General features: G+C 68.2%; 20 protein-coding genes and 2 tRNA genes. 14 read left to right on the top strand and 8 right to left on the bottom strand.

The window, feature by feature from the left end:
* Positions 1 to 6: 6 nt before the first annotated feature.
* Positions 7 to 570 (bottom strand): transcription elongation factor GreB, encoded by a 564-nt coding sequence (gene greB, locus GA0116996_RS06465; RefSeq protein ID WP_092308313.1) that lies wholly within the window; start codon positions 568 to 570, stop codon positions 7 to 9.
* 156 nt (positions 571 to 726) lie between these two features.
* Here greB and GA0116996_RS06470 point away from each other — a divergent pair.
* The 3 genes from GA0116996_RS06470 to GA0116996_RS06480 all read left to right on the top strand — a co-directional run bounded on the left by GA0116996_RS06470 (position 727) and on the right by GA0116996_RS06480 (position 1,477).
* Positions 727 to 803: transfer RNA gene (locus GA0116996_RS06470), tRNA-Arg, on the top strand.
* Positions 804 to 999: 196 nt separating this feature from the next.
* Positions 1,000 to 1,260 (top strand): hypothetical protein, encoded by a 261-nt coding sequence (locus GA0116996_RS06475; protein WP_092308315.1) that lies wholly within the window; start codon positions 1,000 to 1,002, stop codon positions 1,258 to 1,260.
* Between the two features lie 141 nt (positions 1,261 to 1,401).
* Positions 1,402 to 1,477 (top strand) — tRNA-Met (locus GA0116996_RS06480).
* Positions 1,478 to 1,616: 139 nt separating this feature from the next.
* Here GA0116996_RS06480 and GA0116996_RS06485 read toward each other — a convergent pair.
* Positions 1,617 to 1,898 carry a hypothetical protein gene (locus GA0116996_RS06485; RefSeq protein WP_092308316.1) on the bottom strand — a complete coding sequence of 94 codons (282 nt, stop codon included), beginning with the start codon at positions 1,896 to 1,898 and terminating at the stop codon, positions 1,617 to 1,619.
* Between the two features lie 149 nt (positions 1,899 to 2,047).
* Here GA0116996_RS06485 and GA0116996_RS06490 point away from each other — a divergent pair, with 149 nt between their 5' ends.
* A complete protein-coding gene (locus GA0116996_RS06490) occupies positions 2,048 to 2,731 on the top strand; it encodes a Fe2+-dependent dioxygenase (RefSeq protein ID WP_092308318.1) in 684 nt (227 codons plus the stop codon).
* A 58-nt stretch (positions 2,732 to 2,789) separates the two neighbouring features.
* Here GA0116996_RS06490 and GA0116996_RS06495 read toward each other — a convergent pair whose 3' ends face one another.
* On the bottom strand, positions 2,790 to 3,098 hold the full coding sequence (locus tag GA0116996_RS06495; RefSeq protein ID WP_092308320.1) for a hypothetical protein: 309 nt from the start codon (positions 3,096 to 3,098) through the stop codon (positions 2,790 to 2,792).
* 154 nt (positions 3,099 to 3,252) lie between these two features.
* Complete coding sequence (gene pdxR, locus GA0116996_RS06500; RefSeq protein WP_092308322.1) at positions 3,253 to 4,701, bottom strand: MocR-like pyridoxine biosynthesis transcription factor PdxR; 1,449 nt, start codon at positions 4,699 to 4,701, stop codon at positions 3,253 to 3,255.
* Positions 4,702 to 4,871: 170 nt separating this feature from the next.
* Between pdxR and GA0116996_RS06505 the strand changes: the two genes are divergently transcribed.
* The 5 genes from GA0116996_RS06505 to GA0116996_RS06525 all read left to right on the top strand — a co-directional run bounded on the left by GA0116996_RS06505 (position 4,872) and on the right by GA0116996_RS06525 (position 8,633).
* Complete coding sequence (locus GA0116996_RS06505) at positions 4,872 to 5,315, top strand: carboxymuconolactone decarboxylase family protein (protein WP_092308324.1); 444 nt, start codon at positions 4,872 to 4,874, stop codon at positions 5,313 to 5,315.
* Between the two features lie 122 nt (positions 5,316 to 5,437).
* Positions 5,438 to 6,901 carry a DUF2252 domain-containing protein gene (locus GA0116996_RS06510; protein WP_092308326.1) on the top strand — a complete coding sequence of 488 codons (1,464 nt, stop codon included), beginning with the start codon at positions 5,438 to 5,440 and terminating at the stop codon, positions 6,899 to 6,901.
* A gap of 29 nt (positions 6,902 to 6,930) precedes the next feature.
* The gene (locus GA0116996_RS06515; RefSeq protein ID WP_092308328.1) at positions 6,931 to 7,242 is read left to right on the top strand and encodes a hypothetical protein; all 312 of its coding nucleotides are present in this window, start codon (positions 6,931 to 6,933) and stop codon (positions 7,240 to 7,242) included.
* Positions 7,243 to 7,393: 151 nt separating this feature from the next.
* A complete protein-coding gene (gene lpxO, locus GA0116996_RS06520) occupies positions 7,394 to 8,296 on the top strand; it encodes a lipid A hydroxylase LpxO (protein ID WP_092308330.1) in 903 nt (300 codons plus the stop codon).
* Positions 8,297 to 8,366: 70 nt separating this feature from the next.
* Entirely contained in the window at positions 8,367 to 8,633 is a 267-nt protein-coding gene (locus GA0116996_RS06525) for a putative hemolysin (protein WP_092308332.1), read from the top strand.
* Positions 8,634 to 8,657: 24 nt separating this feature from the next.
* Here the strand turns inward: GA0116996_RS06525 and GA0116996_RS06530 are convergent, their stop codons facing one another.
* Positions 8,658 to 10,169, bottom strand: coding sequence for a sensor domain-containing diguanylate cyclase (locus GA0116996_RS06530; protein WP_244159769.1), 1,512 nt, complete (start codon positions 10,167 to 10,169; stop codon positions 8,658 to 8,660).
* Positions 10,170 to 10,345: 176 nt separating this feature from the next.
* Positions 10,346 to 11,782, bottom strand: a complete 1,437-nt coding sequence (locus GA0116996_RS06535) for an aminotransferase-like domain-containing protein (protein ID WP_092308334.1) — start codon at positions 11,780 to 11,782, stop codon at positions 10,346 to 10,348.
* A gap of 176 nt (positions 11,783 to 11,958) precedes the next feature.
* Between GA0116996_RS06535 and GA0116996_RS06540 the strand changes: the two genes are divergently transcribed.
* The 4 genes from GA0116996_RS06540 (at position 11,959) to GA0116996_RS06555 (ending at position 16,292) form a co-directional block, all read left to right on the top strand.
* Positions 11,959 to 12,330: a hypothetical protein gene (locus tag GA0116996_RS06540; protein ID WP_092308336.1), complete on the top strand. Its 372-nt coding sequence runs from the start codon at positions 11,959 to 11,961 to the stop codon at positions 12,328 to 12,330.
* Between the two features lie 67 nt (positions 12,331 to 12,397).
* Positions 12,398 to 14,023: an NAD(P)/FAD-dependent oxidoreductase gene (locus GA0116996_RS06545; protein ID WP_092308338.1), complete on the top strand. Its 1,626-nt coding sequence runs from the start codon at positions 12,398 to 12,400 to the stop codon at positions 14,021 to 14,023.
* Between the two features lie 53 nt (positions 14,024 to 14,076).
* Positions 14,077 to 14,916, top strand: a complete 840-nt coding sequence (locus tag GA0116996_RS27930) for a hypothetical protein (protein WP_141693717.1) — start codon at positions 14,077 to 14,079, stop codon at positions 14,914 to 14,916.
* A gap of 155 nt (positions 14,917 to 15,071) precedes the next feature.
* A complete protein-coding gene (locus tag GA0116996_RS06555) occupies positions 15,072 to 16,292 on the top strand; it encodes a S1 family peptidase (RefSeq protein WP_165835195.1) in 1,221 nt (406 codons plus the stop codon).
* Between the two features lie 75 nt (positions 16,293 to 16,367).
* On the opposite strand, the gene GA0116996_RS06560 is transcribed toward GA0116996_RS06555, so the two are convergent.
* Positions 16,368 to 17,639, bottom strand: a complete 1,272-nt coding sequence (locus GA0116996_RS06560; protein ID WP_092308343.1) for a TIGR03862 family flavoprotein — start codon at positions 17,637 to 17,639, stop codon at positions 16,368 to 16,370.
* Positions 17,640 to 17,729: 90 nt separating this feature from the next.
* Here GA0116996_RS06560 and GA0116996_RS06565 point away from each other — a divergent pair, with 90 nt between their 5' ends.
* The gene (locus GA0116996_RS06565; protein ID WP_092308345.1) at positions 17,730 to 18,350 is read left to right on the top strand and encodes a DUF1415 domain-containing protein; all 621 of its coding nucleotides are present in this window, start codon (positions 17,730 to 17,732) and stop codon (positions 18,348 to 18,350) included.
* On the opposite strand, the gene GA0116996_RS06570 is transcribed toward GA0116996_RS06565, so the two are convergent.
* Positions 18,351 to 19,193 carry a class I SAM-dependent methyltransferase gene (locus tag GA0116996_RS06570; RefSeq protein WP_092308346.1) on the bottom strand — a complete coding sequence of 281 codons (843 nt, stop codon included), beginning with the start codon at positions 19,191 to 19,193 and terminating at the stop codon, positions 18,351 to 18,353.
* Positions 19,194 to 19,200: the final 7 nt, after the last annotated feature.

A 19,200-nucleotide genomic window follows, 5' to 3' on the forward strand; every position in this document is an offset into this window, starting at 1 on the left:
GCCGGCTTACTGCCCGCGCGCCGGGTAGCGGACTTCCAGGATATCGATCTGCTCGACGCCGGCCGGCGTGCGCAACGCCACGGTGTCGCCTTCGCGCGCCTTGAGCAGCGCCTTGGCGATTGGCGAGATCCAGCTGACGTGGTTGTGGTCGAGGTCGACCTCGTCCATGCCGACGATGGTGATGGTGGTCTCTTCGCCCGACGCGTGCGCGTAGGTGACGGTGGCGCCAAAGAAGATCTGGTCGTTGTCGCCCTGCAGGGACGGGTCGACCACTTCGGCCTTGTCCAGGCGGCGCGTCAGGAAGCGGATGCGGCGGTCGATCTCGCGCAGGCGCTTCTTGCCATAGAGATAGTCGCCGTTCTCGGAGCGGTCGCCGTTGGACGCCGCCCACGAGACGATCTGCACCACGTCGGGCCGCTCGACATCGATCAGGTGCATCAACTCATTACGCAGGCGCGCATAGCCTTGCGCAGTGATGTAGTTCTTGGTGCCGGGTGGCAGCGGCGCTGCGCCTTCGGGAAGATCGTCGTCCTCGTCGCCCGAGGACTCTTTGACAAATGCCTTGTTCATGGTCCGGATCACTTCTTCAGTCTGCCATTATAGGAAAAGCCCGCTGGCAGGCCGCGCCACGGCGGGCCTGCCTCGACCCGCCCCGATAAAGATCACAAAAAAGTTGGAAGGGGGCTTCACAAAAACAAAAACTGGGTTATAATCTTTTTCTCGCGTGCGGCTGTAGCTCAGTTGGATAGAGTACTTGGCTACGAACCAAGGGGTCGTGGGTTCGAATCCTGCCAGCCGCGCCACCTATGCAGAAAGAAGAGGGCTTCCGGAAACGGAAGCCCTTTTTCTTTGCCGTTCAGGTTTTGCCGTTCAGGTTTTGCCGTTCAGGTTTTGCCGTTCAGGTGTGTGCGCCGTCTTGCCGCGCGCGCGTTATGCCTTGCGGTCGCGCGTGTCGCCTCCTAGTCTCGAAGAACCATCACGGATCCGGGAGTCGCTCGCATGGGCAACGCTGACTGGCGCGTCGAGGCATATCGCGGTATGGACGTCTACGTCCTGGTGTCGCCGCAGGGGCAGGGCAGCATCGGTCGTTGGGGTTACGAGGTGCGCGTGTCGCAGGAAGGTGCCGATCCGGCCGATGCCGGCGATACCGAACTGCTCGCCAGCGGGCCACAGCAGTTCGCCACGCGCCATGCGGCCGAGGTGGCTGCGTTCGGTGCCGGCTATGCGCTGGTCGATCGCCTGCTGGGACCTGCCGAATAAGTGTGGCACGTCATTGCACGCGCAGCGGTTTATATCATGTTGTGATGTATCGGCTTGCCCCGGTGGCGAATGATTTGATGCGCCGACGCAAATAGTGCTTGCCATGCGCCGTCGGATCACCCATAATCCATCTCCTTCAGACGCGGGGTGGAGCAGTTGGCAGCTCGTCGGGCTCATAACCCGAAGGTCGCAGGTTCAAGTCCTGCCCCCGCAACCAACACCTGGCATCAGCCAGCCGCGGCAACCGCCACGATCCCTCAAGCGTTGTTCCCCAGGCCGTCCGGCCAGCTTCCCTTAGTGTTTTGACATCGATGCCAATGCGGCCACTGCACGCATGGAATCGCAGCGCATCAACGTCATGCCGGCACGCGTTCCGCCGCAAGCCTGAAGGTATCGCGCACCAGCGGCTGGTCTTCGCGTTCGGCGGCATCGGCGCGATCGCGCAAGCGCGCGGCGAGTACCGTCAGCGTTCCCTGTGCCTGCGGCCCGCCGGCGGCCTGGCACTTGGTCACGGCTTCGCGCATCACCGCATCGAGTTCGCCGCTGACGTCGGCGCCATCGAAGGCGCTGACCGAAAGGGCCGAGATGCGTTCCAGGTAGAGATTGACCAGCGCTTCGTCGTGTAGCGGTTCGGACATGTCTTCTCCTTGTCGATGGCGGCATACACCAACCATTGTAGTGAAGGCACCGCCTGCGCGGGATCAAACAATAATGATTCTTGTTCGGGCCCTGTGCGGGGTTCCCATAAAATGGGCGCTTGCCGATTTATCCCGACGTAGAAGCCACCATGATGCTGCAGATCCCCGACGTATTGACCAAAGCCCAGGTCGCGCAAGTGCGCGAGATCATCGACGCGGCGCCCTGGGCCAACGGCAACGAAACCTCGGGCTACCAGTCAGCGCTGGCCAAGCGCAACCTGCAGCTGCCCGAGGGTTCGCCGGCGGCGCGGCAGGTCGGCGACCTGATCCAGGACGCATTGGGCAACCATGCATTGTTCTTCTCGGCGGCACTGCCACTGAAGGTCTATCCGCCGCTGTTCAATCGCTATGAGGGCGGGCATACCTTTGCCAACCATGTCGACAACGCGATCCGCTATCTGCGCGGCACCAGCTTTCGCATCCGCAGCGACCTGTCGGCGACGCTGTTCCTGACCGAACCGGAAGACTACGACGGCGGCGAGCTGGTGGTCGAGGACACCTACGGGCAGCAGCGCGTGAAACTGCCGGCCGGGCACATGGTGCTGTACCCGGCCACCAGCATTCACCACGTGACGCCGGTCACGCGCGGGGCGCGGGTGTCGTCGTTCTTCTGGATCCAGAGCATGGTCCGCGACGACGGTCAGCGCGCGATGCTGTTCGAACTCGACGGGCGTATCCGCCAGGTGGCGCAGGAACTTGGCCAGGCGCACGAATCGGTGATCGGCCTGACCGGCGTCTATCACAACCTGCTGCGGCGCTGGGCCGACGCCTGAGCGCTGCCGGCGCCCACCAGGGCGCGCGGCGCTGCCTTGACCAGGATGCGGGGGGCGGCTATTTGTCGCGCCGCCGCTGGCTTTGCAACAGTTCGATAGGGGAGGGCTGGATGCGCCGTCGCGCAGGACGCAGCGCCCGGTTCGGCCACAGCACATAGTTGGTGTGCGGGTCCAGCGGCTTGCCGAAGTACGAGACCCAGACCTGTACGCCCTGCTCGGTTTCGGCAACGATGGCCGCGACGGCGCGCGCCGCGGCGGACGGGGACTTGAGCAGCTCGGCCAGGGCTTCGACGCCCTGCACGACATGGTGCTTCACCCCTGCAAACCATGCGTACTGACGCATGGCGGACAACAAACGCTTGGTCATGAACGCGACTCGGGTTGTTTGGAAGTGCGAATGAGACTTTCGGACATCCGTTTTGTTCACAGCAAATTCACCCGGCAAGCATGACTGAGGCGCCATGTCGAAGGTGGGTCACCTGCCTGCCGTGCGTGGCTGACGTCTCCCGGTGCCGGCCGCATCACGCGGGGCGCGGCGGGGCGGGAGCCAAGGCAGAGAGTACCATCGCCAGCCGGTCCAGGGCAGGGTCGATATCCAGCAGGTCGATCGCGCCGAAGCCCAGCAGCAGCCCGGCACAACTGGGTGGCGGGCTGGCATAGCAAGGGTCCAGCGTGGCCAGTTCCAGATCCGCCAGCCGTGCCATCGACACCAGCGCCTCGGTGGCCACCGGCACCCGCAGCCGTGCCGCCAGGTGGAAGCCGGCCACCGCCGGCAGCGGCTCCAGCCACGGCGACAGGTCACCCTGCAGCCGCGCCAGCAAGCGCGCGCGGCGCTGGGCATGGCGCGCGTGCGAACGCCGGATATGGCGCAGCAAGTGGCCTTCCGCCAGAAAGCGCGCCAGCGCCTGCTGCAGCAGCGTCGGTGTGTACCAGTCCATCAGATGCTTGACCTTGCGCGCCGCCGGCATCAGCCACGGCGGCACCACCACGTAGCCGCCGCGCAGGTTGGCCGCCAGGGTCTTGGAGAACGTGCCCAGGTAGACCACGCGGCCGTGCCGGTCCAGCGTCTGCAGCGCATCCAGCGCCTGGCCGCCGTAGCGGAACTCGCTGTCGTAGTCGTCTTCGAGGATCACCGCATGGCGGCGCGCGGCCCAGTCGAGCAGGGCCTGGCGCCGCGACAGGCTCATCGGCACGCCCAGCGGCGACTGGTGCGAGGGCGTGACATAGACCAGGGTGGCGTCGTTGGGCAGCGCCGCCACCACCAGCCCTTCGTCGTCGACCGGCACCGGCATGACCCGCGCGCCGAGGCCCTGGAACAAGGCGCGCGCCATCGGGTAGCCGGGGTCCTCCATCGCCACCACCGCGCCCGGCCCGAGCAGCAGCCGCGCCAGCAGGTCGATGCCCTGTTGCGCGCCGCTGGTGACGAGGATGTCGGTCGGCGCACTCTGCACGCCGCGGGTAAAGGCGATATGGCGCGCGATCGCCTGGCGCAGCGGCATCTCGCCGGCGGCATCGGCGGGGCCGGGTGTGCGCGTGCGCTCGGCCGCGAGCGCCGCGCGCACGCAGCGCGCCCAGGCTTCATGTGGAAAGCGGGTGGTCTCGGCCTGGCCGGGCTGGAAGGCGTAGCGTGCGCCGCTCGTCGGGGCCAGGAACGGCGTCGGCACGGCCAGCCAGCGCTGCACCGCCGGCGGCAGCACCGGCGCCGCGGCAATGCGCACCGCCGGCCGCGCCAGGCCCTGGGAGACATAGGTGCCGTCGCCGACGCGCGCGTGCAGCCAGCCTTCAGCCACCAGCCGCTCGTAGGCGGTGGTCACGGTCTTGCGCGCCACGCCCAGCTGCGTGCCGAGCAGGCGCGACGGCGGCATGCGCGCGCCGGCTTCCAGCCGGCCGCCCTGGATCGCGTCGCGGATGTGGTGGACGATCTGCGCGGTCAGGTCGCCGGCGTGGTCCAGGGCGAGGTGCAGTTCCATGGCGTATGGCGTCGATCTCGATTGGTCTACTGATTTTGCCAAAAATTGGCAGTGTACGGAGCCAATGCAGGCGTCTATCTTTCATTCCGTCGGGCGCCAGACCAGCGCCCGCTGCATCGAACCCGAATCCAACCTGCTCAACTTGCTGAACCTGCTTAAGGAGATCGATCATGGAAGAACGGATGAACTGGCAAGACGTGGCCCCCGACGCCTACAAGGCAATGGTCGGCGTCGAGGTCTACCTGGCGCGCTGCTCGCTGGAAACCACGCTCAAGGAACTGGTCAAGATCCGCGCCTCGCAGATCAACGGCTGCGCCTTCTGCCTGGACATGCACGTGACCGACGCGCGCAAGCACGGTGAAAGCGAGCGCCGCCTGAACCTGCTGCCGGCCTGGCGCGAAGTCAGCTGGTTCACCCCGCGCGAGCGCGCCGCGCTGGCGTGGACCGAGGCGCTGACGCTGCTGCCGCAAAGCCAGGCGCCGGATGCCGACTACCAGGCCCTGCGCGAGCAGTTCTCCGAAAAGGAAATGGCTGACCTGACGCTGCTGATCGCGGCCATCAACGCGTGGAACCGCTTCGGCGTCGGCTTCCGCCGCCAGCCGCCGGCGCTCTGAAGCCGCTGTCCCGCCTGCCCGTCTGAGCGCAGCGCGCCGGCTTGTCGATTGACAAGCCGGCGCGCGCTGCATTAGCTTCTGTTGCAGCGACTGCACATCTGGCAACGGCCGGCGGCGCCGGCATGGGAGGCAATGTGGCGATACGTCAGGAAAGCCCCTCGGCGCCGGCACCGGATGCCGATGCCACGCCGGTCGAAACCCGGCGCGAGCGCGGCAAGGCGCTGCGCCAGCAGGTGCCGCGCGGCGCGCACGAGGCCATCGGCCAGGTCGACCGCGATCCGGTCGCGCTGCTGCAGCTCAGCAGCGAGGGCCGGGTGCCCCGGCTGGTGCCGCTGCGCTACGGCCGCATGGTCCAGTCCCCGTTTGCCTTCTTCCGCGGCAGCGCCATCCTGCAGGCGCACGATCTCGCCGGCACGCCCGATTCCGGCCTGCTCATGCAGATCTGCGGCGACTGCCACCTGGCCAACTTCGGCGGTTTTGCCACGCCCGAGCGCGCGCTGCTGTTCGACCTCAACGATTTCGACGAAACCAGCCCCGGTCCGTGGGAGTGGGATCTGAAGCGCCTGTGCGCAAGCTTCGTGGTGGCGGTGCGCCACCTGCGGCACGGCCCCGGGGTGGCGGAAGACGCGGTGCGCGCGGCCGTCGGCAGCTATCGGCGGCGCATGGCCGCCTACGCCGGGATGGGCATGCTCGACACCTGGTACGACCGCATCACCTTCGACCGGCTGATCGAGGAAGAGACCTCGCCCGAGATCCAGAAACGCATCCGGCGCGGCATGGAGCGCGCCGCCGACCGCACCCATGAATCGCTGCTGCCCAAGCTTGCCGAGCGCATCGGCGAGCGCTGGAAGATCCTCGACGCGCCGCCCGCCGTGTTCCATGTGCACGGCAGGCAGACCCTGTTCGAAGCGGGCGACGACTGGATGACCCTGGCCGATCCGGAACAGGCAATTGCGCAGGCGTTCAAGGAGTACCTGTCGACGCTGGCGCCGGACCGGCGCCGGCTGCTGGAGCACTTCACCCGCCATGACCAGGCCTTCAAGGTGGTGGGGGTGGGCAGCGTCGGCACCCGCTGCCTGATCCAGCTGCTGGTGGACCAGCATGACAAGCCGCTGTTCCTGCAGGTGAAGGAGGCGACCCGCTCGGTGGTGGCGCGCTACTACAAGAGCGCGCCGTGCGCGCATGAGGGCCGCCGCGTGGTCGAGGGCCAGCGCCTGATGCAGGCGGCGAGCGACCTGTTTCTGGGCTGGACCAAGGGCCCGCGCGGGCGGCACTTCTATATGCGGCAGCTGCGCGACATGAAGCTGTCGGCACAGATCGAACTGATGGATGCCGACCTGCTCGGCCGCTATGCCGCGCTGTGCGGCTGGGTGCTGGCACGGGCCCACGCCAAGGCCAGCGGCCTGGCCGCGGAAGTCAGCGGCTACCTGGGCCGCAGCGACCGCATGGCCGACGTGATGGTAGGCTATGCCAATGGCTATGCCGACCAGGTCGAGCGCGACTACGACCAGTTTGTCGCCGCCTGTCGCTCGGGGCGCCTGGAAGCGCGCACCGACGCCGACATGGCCGCCGATTTCCGCGTGTAGTGTGACGTCCCCCCGCCAGGAGTCTGCCCATGACCGAAGACACCCTGCTGCAACTGATGACGGAAGTCGAAAAGGAAGATCCGATCGACTACGCCGACCTGCCGTTCGACGACGCCGCGCTGCGCCGGCTGGCCTGCCGCCTGATCGCCGAACGCTCCAGCGAGCTGGAAGCGTCCGGCCTGCCGGTGGAGGCGCTGCTGGCCACGATGTGGGCTTCGACCGCCAAGCTGGTGCTGGAGAACCTGGTCCTGAACGCGCGCCTGCTGACGCTGAAGGGCCAGCCCGACGACGCGCGCGCGCTGATCGAGCGCATCGCCCGCCAGTCGCGCGGCGGCGCCTGAGGCGTGGTCCGCCCGGCAATGCCGCCGGGCCTGTCATGTGCCGCAGCCGGCGCAAGCTGCGGTGCCCGCGCCGTTTCGCTAAAATGCGGGTTTTCACCCAGCCGGGCCGCGGCACGCCGTGCGGCGCAGGCGGCTGACCAGGAGGATTTCGGTGATCAAGTGGATAATCGTCGCGGGCTACCTCGGTGCCATCCTGTATGTGCACTTCCGCGGCAAGGTGCGCCTGCGCCTGTGGCGCCAGCTGCTGGACCATTCGGCCCTGGTGGCCCCGATCAACTGCTTCATGTACGCGTTCTCGGGCGTGCCGCGCACCCCGTATATCCCGGTCGACAATTTCCCTGACCTGGAAAAACTGCGCGCCGCCTGGCCCGAGATCCGCGATGAAGGCCTGGCACTGGCGGCGATGCGCAAGATCAAGGCCGCCGACAAGAACGACGACGCCGGCTTCAATTCCTTCTTCAAGTACGGCTGGAAGCGTTTCTACCTGAAGTGGTACGAGGCCCAGCACCCGTCTGCCGAGCAGCTGTGCCCCAAGACCGTCGCGCTGCTGCGCGAGCTGCCCACCGTCAAGGCGGCGATGTTCGCCGAGCTGCCGCCGGGCGGCAAGCTCAATCCGCACCGCGACCCGTTTGCCGGCTCGCTGCGCTATCACCTGGGCCTGGCCACGCCGAACGACGACCGCTGCTTTATCGAGGTCGATGGCGAGCGCCACAGCTGGCGCGACGGCGAGGGCGTGGTGTTCGACGAGACCTACCTGCACTGGGCCGAGAACCGCAGCGACGCCAACCGGCTGATCCTGTTCTGCGATATCGAGCGCCCGATGCGCTATGGCTGGGCCGCGAAATTCAACCACTGGATGGGCCGCAAGGTCATGACCGCGGCCAGCTCGCCCAACGACGAGCACGACCAGACCGGCATGATCAACCGGCTGTTCCGCTTTGTCTGGCTGGGCGGCCAGTATCGCCGCCGCTTCAAGGCCTGGAACCGCCAGCTCTACTACGTGGCCAAGTTCGGCCTGATCGTGCTGGGCGTGGGTTTGATCGTCTACCTGTAAGCAGCAAGAGAGCCGGCGCCAGCCGGCTCTTTCGTTTTGCGGACCTGTTTGCTTCCTGCCGGAGATGCCGATGCGCTTTCTTCCCGTAGCCCTCGGGCTGGCTGCCAGCCTTGCCGCGGCCGCCTGCACCACCAAGCCTGCCGAGCGCCCCGCCAGCCCGGCCAGCAGCGGGGCCGCCGTCGGCATGGCCAACCCTGCCTCGGTCAACTGCGCGCAGCGCGGCGGCAAGCTGCAGATCGTGACGACGCCGGCGGGCCAGACCGGCATCTGCACCTTCCCGTCGGGCAAGCAGTGCGAGGAATGGGCGCTGATGCGCGGCGAGTGCACGCCGGGCTGAGCATCTCGCAATAGCGCCCGGCCTTCAGTCGCGGCGGCGTTCGTTGGCAAGCGCGGCGTAGTGGTCGCGCTTGGCCTGGTACATGCGGCTGTCGGCCAGCTTGACGATGTCGCCCAGGCGTTCGCCTTCCTGGCAGGTGGCGTGGCCGATGGAGAAGCTGAGCCGCGTGCCGGGGTAGAACTGGTTGTTCAGCTCGACCACCTTGCCGATCTGCTCGACCACGGTGGCGGCGCCGCGCTCGTCGCGGCCGGGCAGCAGCACCATGAACTCGTCGCCGCCGGTGCGCGCCACGCAGGCTTGCTCACCCACGGCTTTCTTCAGCGCCTCGCCGGTGCGGCGCAACAGGCTGTCGCCGTCGGCGTGGCCGAACTGGTCGTTGACGAGCTTGAGCCCGTTCAGGTCGACCGCCACCACGCTCACCGGCCACGGGCCCTTGCGGCCCAGCCGCGCCAGTTCGTCCTCATAGTAGGCGCGGTTGTAGAGCTTGGTCAGCACGTCATGCTTGCCGAGGAATTCGACATAGGCCTCGGCCTTCTTGCGCGCCGTGATATCGGTCAGCGACACCAGCACCTGGTCCCAGTCCGCTTCGCGCCCGGGAAACACCGACCACTGCATGAACACGTCGACGGCGCGGCCGTCGAGCGCGTAGTTGATGACCTCGCGCTGCTGCCACAGCCGGCCATGCCACAGGTCGATCAGCTGCTCGGCAAAATGGATGCGCATGTCGTCGCGGAACACGTCGCCGAGCCGCGACAGCAGCGTCGCCTTGCTGTCCGCGCCGAACATCAGCAGGGTCTGCTGGTTGACATCGAGCACGCGGATTTCCTGCATGCAGCGCGAGATAAAATCGGGATGGACGTTGAGGAAGGTGCGGAAGTCGGTAATGCCGGCGGCGCGCACCTCGTCGATCAGCACCTTGACCGCGCTGAAGTCCTCGACCCACAGCGACACCGGCGAATGCTCGAACAGGCCCAGCGCATACTGCTCGCTGCGGCGCAGCTCGCGCTCGGTGCGCAGGCGCGGGGTGATGTCCTCGATCGACAGCAGCACGCGTTCCCAGGTCTGTTCGTGGCCCGGCATCACCGTGGCCTCCAGCTGGATGTCGAGCCGCGCGCCGTCCAGCGCGTAGTTGACGGTCTGGCTGGCAAAGCCGTTGGCGCCGTCCCACAGCTGGCCGAGTTCTTCGACATGCTGCTCGAACATGTCGTCGCGGAACACGGTGTCGAGGTTGTTCACCAGGTCGTCGAGGTCGGCCGCGCGGAACAGCTCCAGCGTGCGCCGGTTCACCGCGATCACGCGGATCAGCGCGGAACACTGCGCCACCCGCCGCGGGTCGGCGCGCAGGTGCGCGCGCACGTCGGTGATGCCCTGCTGCCGCCATTGCGCGAAACACTCGCGCACCGCGCTGAAGTCTTCCAGCCACAGCGACACGGGTGCCAGCTGGAACAGGGCCTGGTAATCGTCGGGAAGGGTGCGGGCAGGGTCGCCGCTACCCTGTCCGGCGGACGGCGCCACGGATGTACTGGTCAAGGCCATTCTCCTTGTTCTTGTCGTGGAGGCGCGCGGCGGCCGTGGGCAACCGATGCAATCAGGTCTCCGGGGACCAGCCGGGCGGGCGCCTGCGCACCAGCGCACTAGGATAGGCGAGCCGCCGGCAAAAAGGGAAGGTTGTTGCAAATCGGCGCCGCGCCTGGCGGCGGCAGCCGCGGCGCTCAGCCCGCCAGCCGCTGCACGATCGTGGCGAGCGTGCCGAGCGCGCGCTCGATCTGCGCGGAGCGCGGGGCGCCGCAGTTGATGCGCAGGCAGTGGTCGAAGCGCCCCGCGTTGGAGAACATCACGCCCGGCATGACGCGGATGCCGGCCTGCAGCGCCTGGTCGAACACCGCCTCGGACGAGACCTGCGCGGGCAGCTCCACCCACAGGTGCATGCCGCCGCGCGGCGCGCCCAGGCGCGTGCCGGCGGGAAACCCGGCGGCGATGGCCTGCGTGAACCATTCGCGCTGTGCGCGCAGCCGCGTGCGCAGCCGACGCAGGTGGCGGTCATGCGCGCCCGATGCCAGGAAGTCGGCGGCGGCCATCTGCGACAGCATCTCGTTGGGCCGCGACAGCCCGAACTTCAGCATCTCGACGCGAGCCTGCCATTTGCCCGCCGCGATCCAGCCCAGCCGCATGCCGGGCGCCAGCACCTTGTGCAGCGAAGCGCAGTGGATCACGTTGCCGCTGCCATCCCAGGCCTTGGCCGCGGCCGGCGGCGCGTCGCTGTCGGCGGTGGCGGAAAAGCAGTCGTCCTCGATCAGCGCGATGCCGCGTGCCTCGCACCATTGCACCAGCCGCGCCTTGTGCGCGTCGGGCATGATGCAGCCGAGCGGGTTCTGCAGGTTCGGCACCACCGCAACCGCGCGGATGTTGTCGTAGTGCTGCGCGGCCAGCTCCAGCGCCTCGAGCGAGATGCCGGTCTGCGGGCTGCACGGGATCTCGAGCGCGCGCATGCCCAGGCTTTCCAGGATCTGCAGCAGGCCGTAGTAAGTAGGGGACTCCACCGCGATCACATCGCCCGGGCCCGCGACCGCGCGCAAGGCGAGGTTCAGCGCTTCGGTGCAGCCGTTGGTGATGACGATCTCTTCCGGGGCCAGCTGCACGCGGTTGCGCAGCGCCTGCCGCGCGATCGCCGCGCGCAGCGGCTGGTAGCCATCGGGCTCGACGCCCTCGCCGAACAGCTGCGGATGCCGGCGCAGCGCACGTGCCGCGGCGCCGCGCAGGGCCTCGGTCGGGTACAGCGAAGGCGCGCAGTAGGCGCCACCCAGGTTGGTGTGCACGTGCTCGTGCTGGCCGCGCGCGAGCAGGCCGGAAATGCGCTGGTGGATGCCGACGTACTGGGCCGGGTCGGGCAGCGCGGCGGCGGGCTCGGACAGCGCGGCCAGCGCTGCGCGCCGCGGCGCGGCCACGAAGTAGCCCGAGCGCGGCCGCGCTTCGAGCAGGCCGTCGCTTTCCAGTTGCCGGCAGGCCTGCAGCGCCGTCGACAGGCTCACGCCGTGCAGTGCCATCAGCGCGCGCACCGACGGCATGCGGTCGCCAGCGGCAAGCGTGCCGGAGTCAATGGCGCGACGGTAATGGCCGGCAAGCTGGCGATAGAGCGGGGTGGTTTCCATGGGGGCATGGTGGCGTGGCGGGGCCGCATCGGTACAGATACAGAGGCGGGGGCTCTGTATCGTAACAGGCGGAAATCCCGGTTGCTGTTCCGGTCGCCGCGATGTGGCCTTGTGCCTGCCGCGCTTGCGAGGCGGTCGATACGCTGGAGTCCTGTGCCAGCTACCGGAGTCCTGCCATGCCAAGCGATCTCGACCACACCCCGACCCTGATGCCACTGCCGGCGGGCCAGGCCCTGCGGCTGCATGTGGCGCCCGGCACCGTTTTGCATGCCGCCGCCGGCGAGATGGCGCTGGCCGGGCCGATGCAATGGCTCGCCGGCCACTGCCACGTGCCGCAGCGGCACCTGCGCGCGGGCGACACCTGGGTCGTTGCCGCGCGCGGCTGGCTGACGGTGTCGGCGAGCCGGGGCGCAGCGTTGTCGGTCACGGTGCCGCCGGGGTGGCTGGCGCGGCTGCGGGCGCGGCTGGCGTTGCCCTGGCACCGTGCGCGTCCGGCCGCCCAGCCAGTCCCGCTGCGGATTCCCGACCCGGCGCGCCAAAGGCGATAAAATTGCGCTCCGGCCGGCCTGGCACATTGGTGTGCCCAACCCCCCGGCCGCAGTTCCCGGGTTCCCCATGCTACGTCTAAGTGAAGTCAAACTCCCGCTCGACCATACCGAAAGCGACCTCGACGCCGCCGTTCGCGCCGGTGCCGCGCAGATCGGCGTCAAGGGAGACGGCCTGATCGGCTATACCGTATTCCGCCGCGCCCACGATGCGCGCAAGCGCTCCGATATCAAGCTGACCTACATCATCGATATCGAGGTGCGCGACGAGGCCGCGGCCATCCGCCGCATGGCCGGCAAGCCGAACTGGAGCGTGACGCCCGACATGGCGTACCACTTCGTCGCGCGCGCGCCGCAGGGCGGCACGCATCCGCGCCCGGTGGTGATCGGCATGGGGCCGTGCGGCCTGCTGGCCGGCCTGATCCTGGCGCAATCGGGCTTCCGCCCCATCATCCTCGAGCGCGGCAAGGAAGTGCGCGAGCGCACCAAGGACACCTTCGGCCTGTGGCGCAAGAGCGTGCTCAATCCGGAGTCGAACGTGCAGTTCGGCGAAGGCGGCGCAGGCACTTTCTCTGACGGCAAGCTGTACAGCCAGATCAAGGACCCCAAGCACTATGGCCGCAAGGTGCTCAACGAGTTCGTGCGCGCCGGCGCGCCGGAAGACATCCTGTACAAGGCGCGCCCGCATATCGGCACCTTCCGCCTGGTCAGCATGGTCGAGAAGATGCGCGCGGAGATCATCGAGCTGGGCGGCGAGATCCGCTTCGAGACCCGCGTCGACGATATCGATATCGATGGCGGCCAGGTGCGCGGCCTGAAGCTGTCCAACGGCGAGTATCTCGAGGCCGACCACGTCATCATGGCGGTGGGCCACAGCGCGCGCGATACCTTCGAGATGCTGCACGAGCGCGGCGTGTTCATGGAGGCCAAGCCGTTCTCGCTGGGCTTCCGCATCGAGCATCCGCAGGGGCTGATCAACCGCAGCCGCTTCGGCAAGTTCGCCGGCAACAAGCTGCTGGGCGCGGCCGACTACAAGGTGGTGCACCACTGCAGCAATGGCCGTTCGGTGTACAGCTTCTGCATGTGCCCGGGCGGCACGGTGGTGGCCGCGGCATCGGAGCCGGGCCGCGTGGTGACCAACGGCATGAGCCAGTACAAGCGCGCCGAGCGCAATGCCAATGCCGGCATCGTGGTCGGCATCACGCCGGAGGATTACCCGGGCGGCCCGCTGGCCGGCATCGAGTTCCAGCGCAAGTGGGAAGAGCGCGCGTTCGAACTGGGCGGCGGCAACTACAACGCGCCTGGCCAGCTGGTCGGCGATTTTATCGCCGGCCGCGCGTCGACGTCGCTGGGCTCGGTCGAGCCTTCCTACAAGCCGGGCGTGACCCCGACGGACCTGAGCACGTCGTTGCCCGACTACGTGATCGAGGCGATCCGCGAAGGCATTCCCGAGATCGACAAGAAGCTGCCCGGCTTTGCACTGCACGACGCGGTGCTGACCGGGGTCGAGACACGCACCTCGTCGCCGCTGCGCATCCGCCGCAATCACGACGACTACCAGAGCATCAACGTCAAGGGCCTGTATCCGGCGGGCGAAGGCGCGGGCTATGCGGGCGGCATCTATTCCGCGGCGATCGATGGCATCGAAGTGGCCGAAGCGGTGGCGCTCAGCATCGCGGGCGGCGCCGGCGGCTAAAGGCAGTCGCGCTGCGTCGATAATCAGCCGTTGGGGCGGCGTGGCCACGCGCCATGCCGGTCGGCTGGCACCGGTCAGCGCCGCATCGCGTCGTGCGGGCATGCAAGCGGCGGCGTCCTGGCGGTCAGGCGCGTGACGAGCGGTACCGCGAGGCGGCTACCCCACCAAAGCAGGGGCAGCTCGATACGGGCCGCCGCGCTACATTAGCGGCGCCCTGCCGCTTGCAAGACGCCAGGCACAAGAACAAGACGCCCAAAAAAATCAAAATTTACGGGAACATGCGGTCATCTTTGTCGTTGGTCCTCGTCAGCACCTGTCTGGCGAGCGGTTGTGCGTCGATTGTGGGTGGCACGACCCAGGTAGTCTCCGTCGAAACCCACCAGTCCCAAAGCCCTGTCACCGGCGCACGATGCGAGATGGTGAACAGCAAAGGCACCTTCCATGTGACCACGCCCGGCACGGCAACGGTCGGCCGGGCATACGGCGACCTGACGGTTCGCTGTGACAAAAATGGCATGGAAACCGGCCAGGCCACGGTGGTATCGGCCACCAAGGCGCTGGCGTTCGGCAATATCCTTTTTGGCGGCGCGATCGGTGTGGCTGTGGACGCCTCGTCCGGCGCAGCCTATGACTATCCGGAACTGATCCGCGTGGGGATGGGCGAGACCGTTGTGATCAATGCGCGCGACGTGGCCCCGGCGACGTTGATCGCAGCCAATGCCGAAAAGCCGGCCACGGCGGTGCCGGGTTCTGGCGCGTCGGGCGGTCTGCCTGGCACTGACGCCAAGGAACCGGTCGCGTCAGCGGCGCCGCGCGTCGCCGTGCAGGCCGAGGCGCGCAGCGCACAGCCGGTGGCCATGGACGACCTGCGCCATCTGTTGCCGCCGCGCTGAGGTTCGCGGTGCCAGGTTGTCCTGGTTGTCGCCCTTCATCGCCCTCATTGTTGCTCCGTTTCCCAGCCATATCCATGCGCCTACGTTGTCTGCCTGCTGCTGTCGGCCTGCTTTGTATCGTTGCCACGCCTGCCATCGCGGTAGGGCCCGAGCCATTGCTCTCCACCGTTTCCCAGAGCATCTTTGCCGTGCGCACCTACGGCCAGCAGGAAGCGCCGCTGCGCGCGGGGCTGGGCGTGGTGATTGCGCCGGGGCAGGTGGTGACCGCTTGCCAGGTGCTGGCCGGCGCGCGCTCGATCGCAGTGCGGCGCGAGAACGTCAGCTACGGCGCCTCGCTGGAGGCGCCCGACGTCGAGCGCGGCCTGTGCCTGCTCAAGGTACCCAACCTGAGCGCGCCTGCCGCGCAGATCGCGTCCGGGGCAGCGCCGGGATTCGGTCAGAAGGTGTGGGCTGCCTCGGTCGCGAGCACCGCGGTGAGTTTGCGCCAGGCGACCGTGGCGGGCCTGCAAGCCGCTGCCAACGGCAAGCTCGACCGCATCGAGGCATCCGTTGCGCCTGAGGATGGCGCGACCGGAGGCGGCTTGTTCGACGAGGCCGGGCGCCTGGTCGGCATCCTGGTTGGCGCAGTTGGGCCGGCCCCTGCGCCGGCCCAACTGCGCCAGGCGGCAGTGCCTGCGTCGTGGATTCCGGAGATCCGCGCGCGCGGCGCCGCAGCGCTGGCGAGCTACCGGCCCGCGGCACCTGCCTCGGCGTCTGCGACGGCACTGACTGCGGCAGCCGCCGCGGCGCAACCGTCCTCTGCCGTGGGCGTGCCGGTCGGCGGCAACGCGGGCTCGCCGCGCGTCGGCGAGGAATGGCGCTATCAGCTGACCGACACCCTGACCGGCACGCGCCAGGAGGTGCGGTATCGCGTGGACCGGATCGAAAATGATCGCGTGATCTTCAACCAGGGCGGCCGGATCGAACTGATGGATGGCCGTGTCGATCGCATTGCCACGCCGGCAGGCGGCGAGTTTGACTCGGCCGCGCCGCCGGGTGGCTGGGTGCCGGCCAATGTGAAGGCCGGCAACCGCTGGCGAGTGTCGTATCGTCAGGCCGGTACCGGCTTCGAGACGCAGCTCGATGGCGTGGCCACCGGTGAGTCGACCGTACGCGTGGCCGCCGGTGCCTACCGCGCTATCCGTATTACCTACGAGGGTTACGTGCAGCGTCCCTTCTATGGCTTTGGCGCAAACGGAACCGGCTCGGTTCCGTACAAGGCGGTCGTCTGGTATGCACCCGAGCTCGGCCGGGTGGTACTGTTCACGGCGGAGTTCACGTCGCGCTATGAGCGGGCCAACGAAAGGCTGGAGCTGGCGGCACACCGGCTCGACTGAGGGCGGCGTGCCTGTTCGGATCGATCGCGCGGACGCAGCGGAATGACGTAGCGGTCTGCTTCCGGTCTTCTGTAGTCAAGCCCGCGTCAGATAAGCCGCGGCCCCCAGCGCCGCAGTGCGGCCGCTGGCGAAGCAGGCCGTCAGCAGGTAGCCCCCGGTGGGCGCTTCCCAGTCGAGCATCTCGCCCGCGCAGAATACGCCGGGCAGGGCGCGCAGCATCAGGCTGGCATCCATCGCTTCGAAGCGCACGCCGCCGGCGCTGCTGATGACCTCGTCGATCGGGCGCGGGCGCAGCACGCGCAGCGGCAGCGCCTTCAGCGACACGGCCAGCGTGCCGGGATCGAGCATGGCGTCGCGGGACAGGCATTCGCGCAGCAGGCCGGCCTTGACGCCGGTGATGCCGAGCCGGCTTTGCAGATGGCTCGACAACGAACGCGAGCCGCGCGGATGCTCGACCTGCGCGCTGACCTGTTCGGCGCTGTGCGACGGCAGCAGGTCGAGGTGGATGGTGGCCTCGCCATCGGCTTCGATGCGGTCGCGGATCGGTGCCGACAGCGCGTAGACCAGGCTGCCTTCGATGCCGTCGCGGCTGATCACGAATTCGCCCTGGCGGTAGTTCAGGTGTCCGTCACGGTCATTCAGCGCGATTGCCACCGGCTTGACCGGCGCGCCGGCAAAGCGCGTGGAAAAGTCCTCGCTCCATGCCACGTCGAACCCGCAATTGGCCGGCCGCAGCGGCGCGATCTCGACGCCGCGCTGGGCCAGGCGCGGCACCCAGGCGCCATCGGAACCGAGCCTGGCCCAGCTGGCACCGCCCAGCGCCAGCACCACGGCGCGTGCGCGGACGACCGTGTCGCCGTGCGGCGTGGCAAAGCGCAGCGCATGCGGTACGCCGTCGCCATCCTCCCAGCCCAGCCAGCGATGCCGCATATGGAACTGCACACCCGACTCGCGCAGGCGGTGCAGCCACGCGCGCAGCATCGGCGCGGCCTTCATGTCGGTAGGAAAGACGCGGCCGGAGCTGCCGACGAAGGTGTCGATGCCGAGACCATGGACCCAGTCGCGCAGCGCCTGCGCGCCGAAGTCCGCCAGCATCGGCGCCAGTTGACCGGTGCGTGCGCCGTAGCGGCCCAGGAAGGCCGGCTCCGGCTCGGCATGGGTGAGGTTCATGCCGCCCTTGCCGGCCATCAGGAACTTGCGGCCGACCGACGGCATCGCGTCATAGACCGCCACGCGGGCGCCCTGCGCCGCCAGCACTTCGGCCGCCATCAGCCCGGCCGGGCCGCCGCCGATGACGGCAACGTCGGGAGTGGCTGGGGCAGAGGTGGGTGTGGTGGTAGAGGGCATTGGCGGGGCTCGGCAGGGCGGGGGTGTTTCCGCCGCGGATTATAGAGCCTGCGGCAGCGCTAGAATGATGCTTTGCCCCGCCTTGCCATCATGTCTTCCGTCACGCACTCCGCCAGTCAGCCCGCCGACGCCGATGCGGCGGTCATCGCCGCCACCCGCCATTGGCTCGAACGCGCGGTGATCGGGCTCAACCTGTGCCCGTTCGCCAAGAGCGTGTATGTGAAGGAGCAGGTGCGCTACGTGGTCAGCCCCGTCACCGCGGCGCCAGACGTGATGGACGACCTGGAGCGCGAACTGCGCCTGCTGGCCGATGCCGACCCGGCGCGGATCGACACCACCCTGCTGATCCTGCCGCACGCGGTGGCCGATTTCCTCGACTTCAACGACCTGCTGTACTTTGCCGAGCGCCTGCTCGCCAGCCTGGGGCTGGACGGCACGCTGCAGATTGCCAGCTTCCATCCGCAGTACCAGTTTGCCGGGACCGAGCCGGACGATATCGAGAACTACACCAATCGCGCCCCGTACCCCATCCTGCACCTGCTGCGCGAGGACTCGATCGCGCGCGCGGCGGCGGCGTTTCCCGATGCGGCGGACATCTACGAGCGCAACCAGGCGGTCATGCGCCGCCTCGGCCACGAGGGCTGGCGACGCTGGATGGCGGGCGAGGATGAGCCCGGGTCCGAGCCCGGGTCCGAGCCCGGCAAGGCGTAGTTACGCCACCTCTGCCGGCGCGGTGAAGAAGCGCTCGCGCAGCTCTTCCAGTCCCAGCCGCTCCAGCACCTCTTCCAGCCGCTCGGCCGGGCGGCGGCGCGGCAGGTCCTTGTACTGGGCGATGATCAGTTCGTTCTTCATCGAGTGTTCCCAGCCCACCAGTTCGGTCACGTTGACCTGGTAGCCGTGCGCCTCCAGTTGCAGGCAGCGCAGCACGTTGGTCACCTGGCTGCCGAACTCGCGCGTATGCAGCGGATGGCGCCAGATCTCGGTCAGCGGATTGCCCGCCAGCAGCTTGCCCTTGTGCTTGCGCAGCACGCTGGCCACCTCGGCCTGGCAGCAGGGTACCAGCACGATGTGCTGCGCGCGCTTGGCCAGCGCGAAGCGGATGGCGTCGTCGGTGGCGGTATTGCACGCATGCAGCGCGGTGACCACGTCGACGGTGGGCGGCAGCTGCGGCGAGATGATCGAGTCCGCCACCGACAGGTTCAGGAACGACATCCCCGGAAAGCCCAGCCGCGCGGCGAGCGCCTGCGAGGTCTTCACCAGTTCTTCACGGGTCTCGATGCCGTAGATGTGCGAGTCGTCCTGCAGCGCCTTGAAGAACAGGTCGTACAGGATGAAACCGAGATAGGACTTGCCGGCGCCGTGGTCCACCAGCGTGACGCGGCCGCGCGCGGCCTTGACCTCCTGCAGCAGCGGTTCGATGAACTGGAACAGGTGGTAGACCTGCTTGAGCTTGCGCCGGCTGTCCTGGTTCATCTTGCCGTCGCGCGTCAGGATATGGAGTTCCTTGAGCAGCTCGATGGACTGGCCGGGGCGGATTTCGTGGGTATTTGACATTGAGGGA

The organism is Cupriavidus alkaliphilus, assembly GCF_900094595.1.
Taxonomy (GTDB): domain Bacteria; phylum Pseudomonadota; class Gammaproteobacteria; order Burkholderiales; family Burkholderiaceae; genus Cupriavidus; species Cupriavidus alkaliphilus.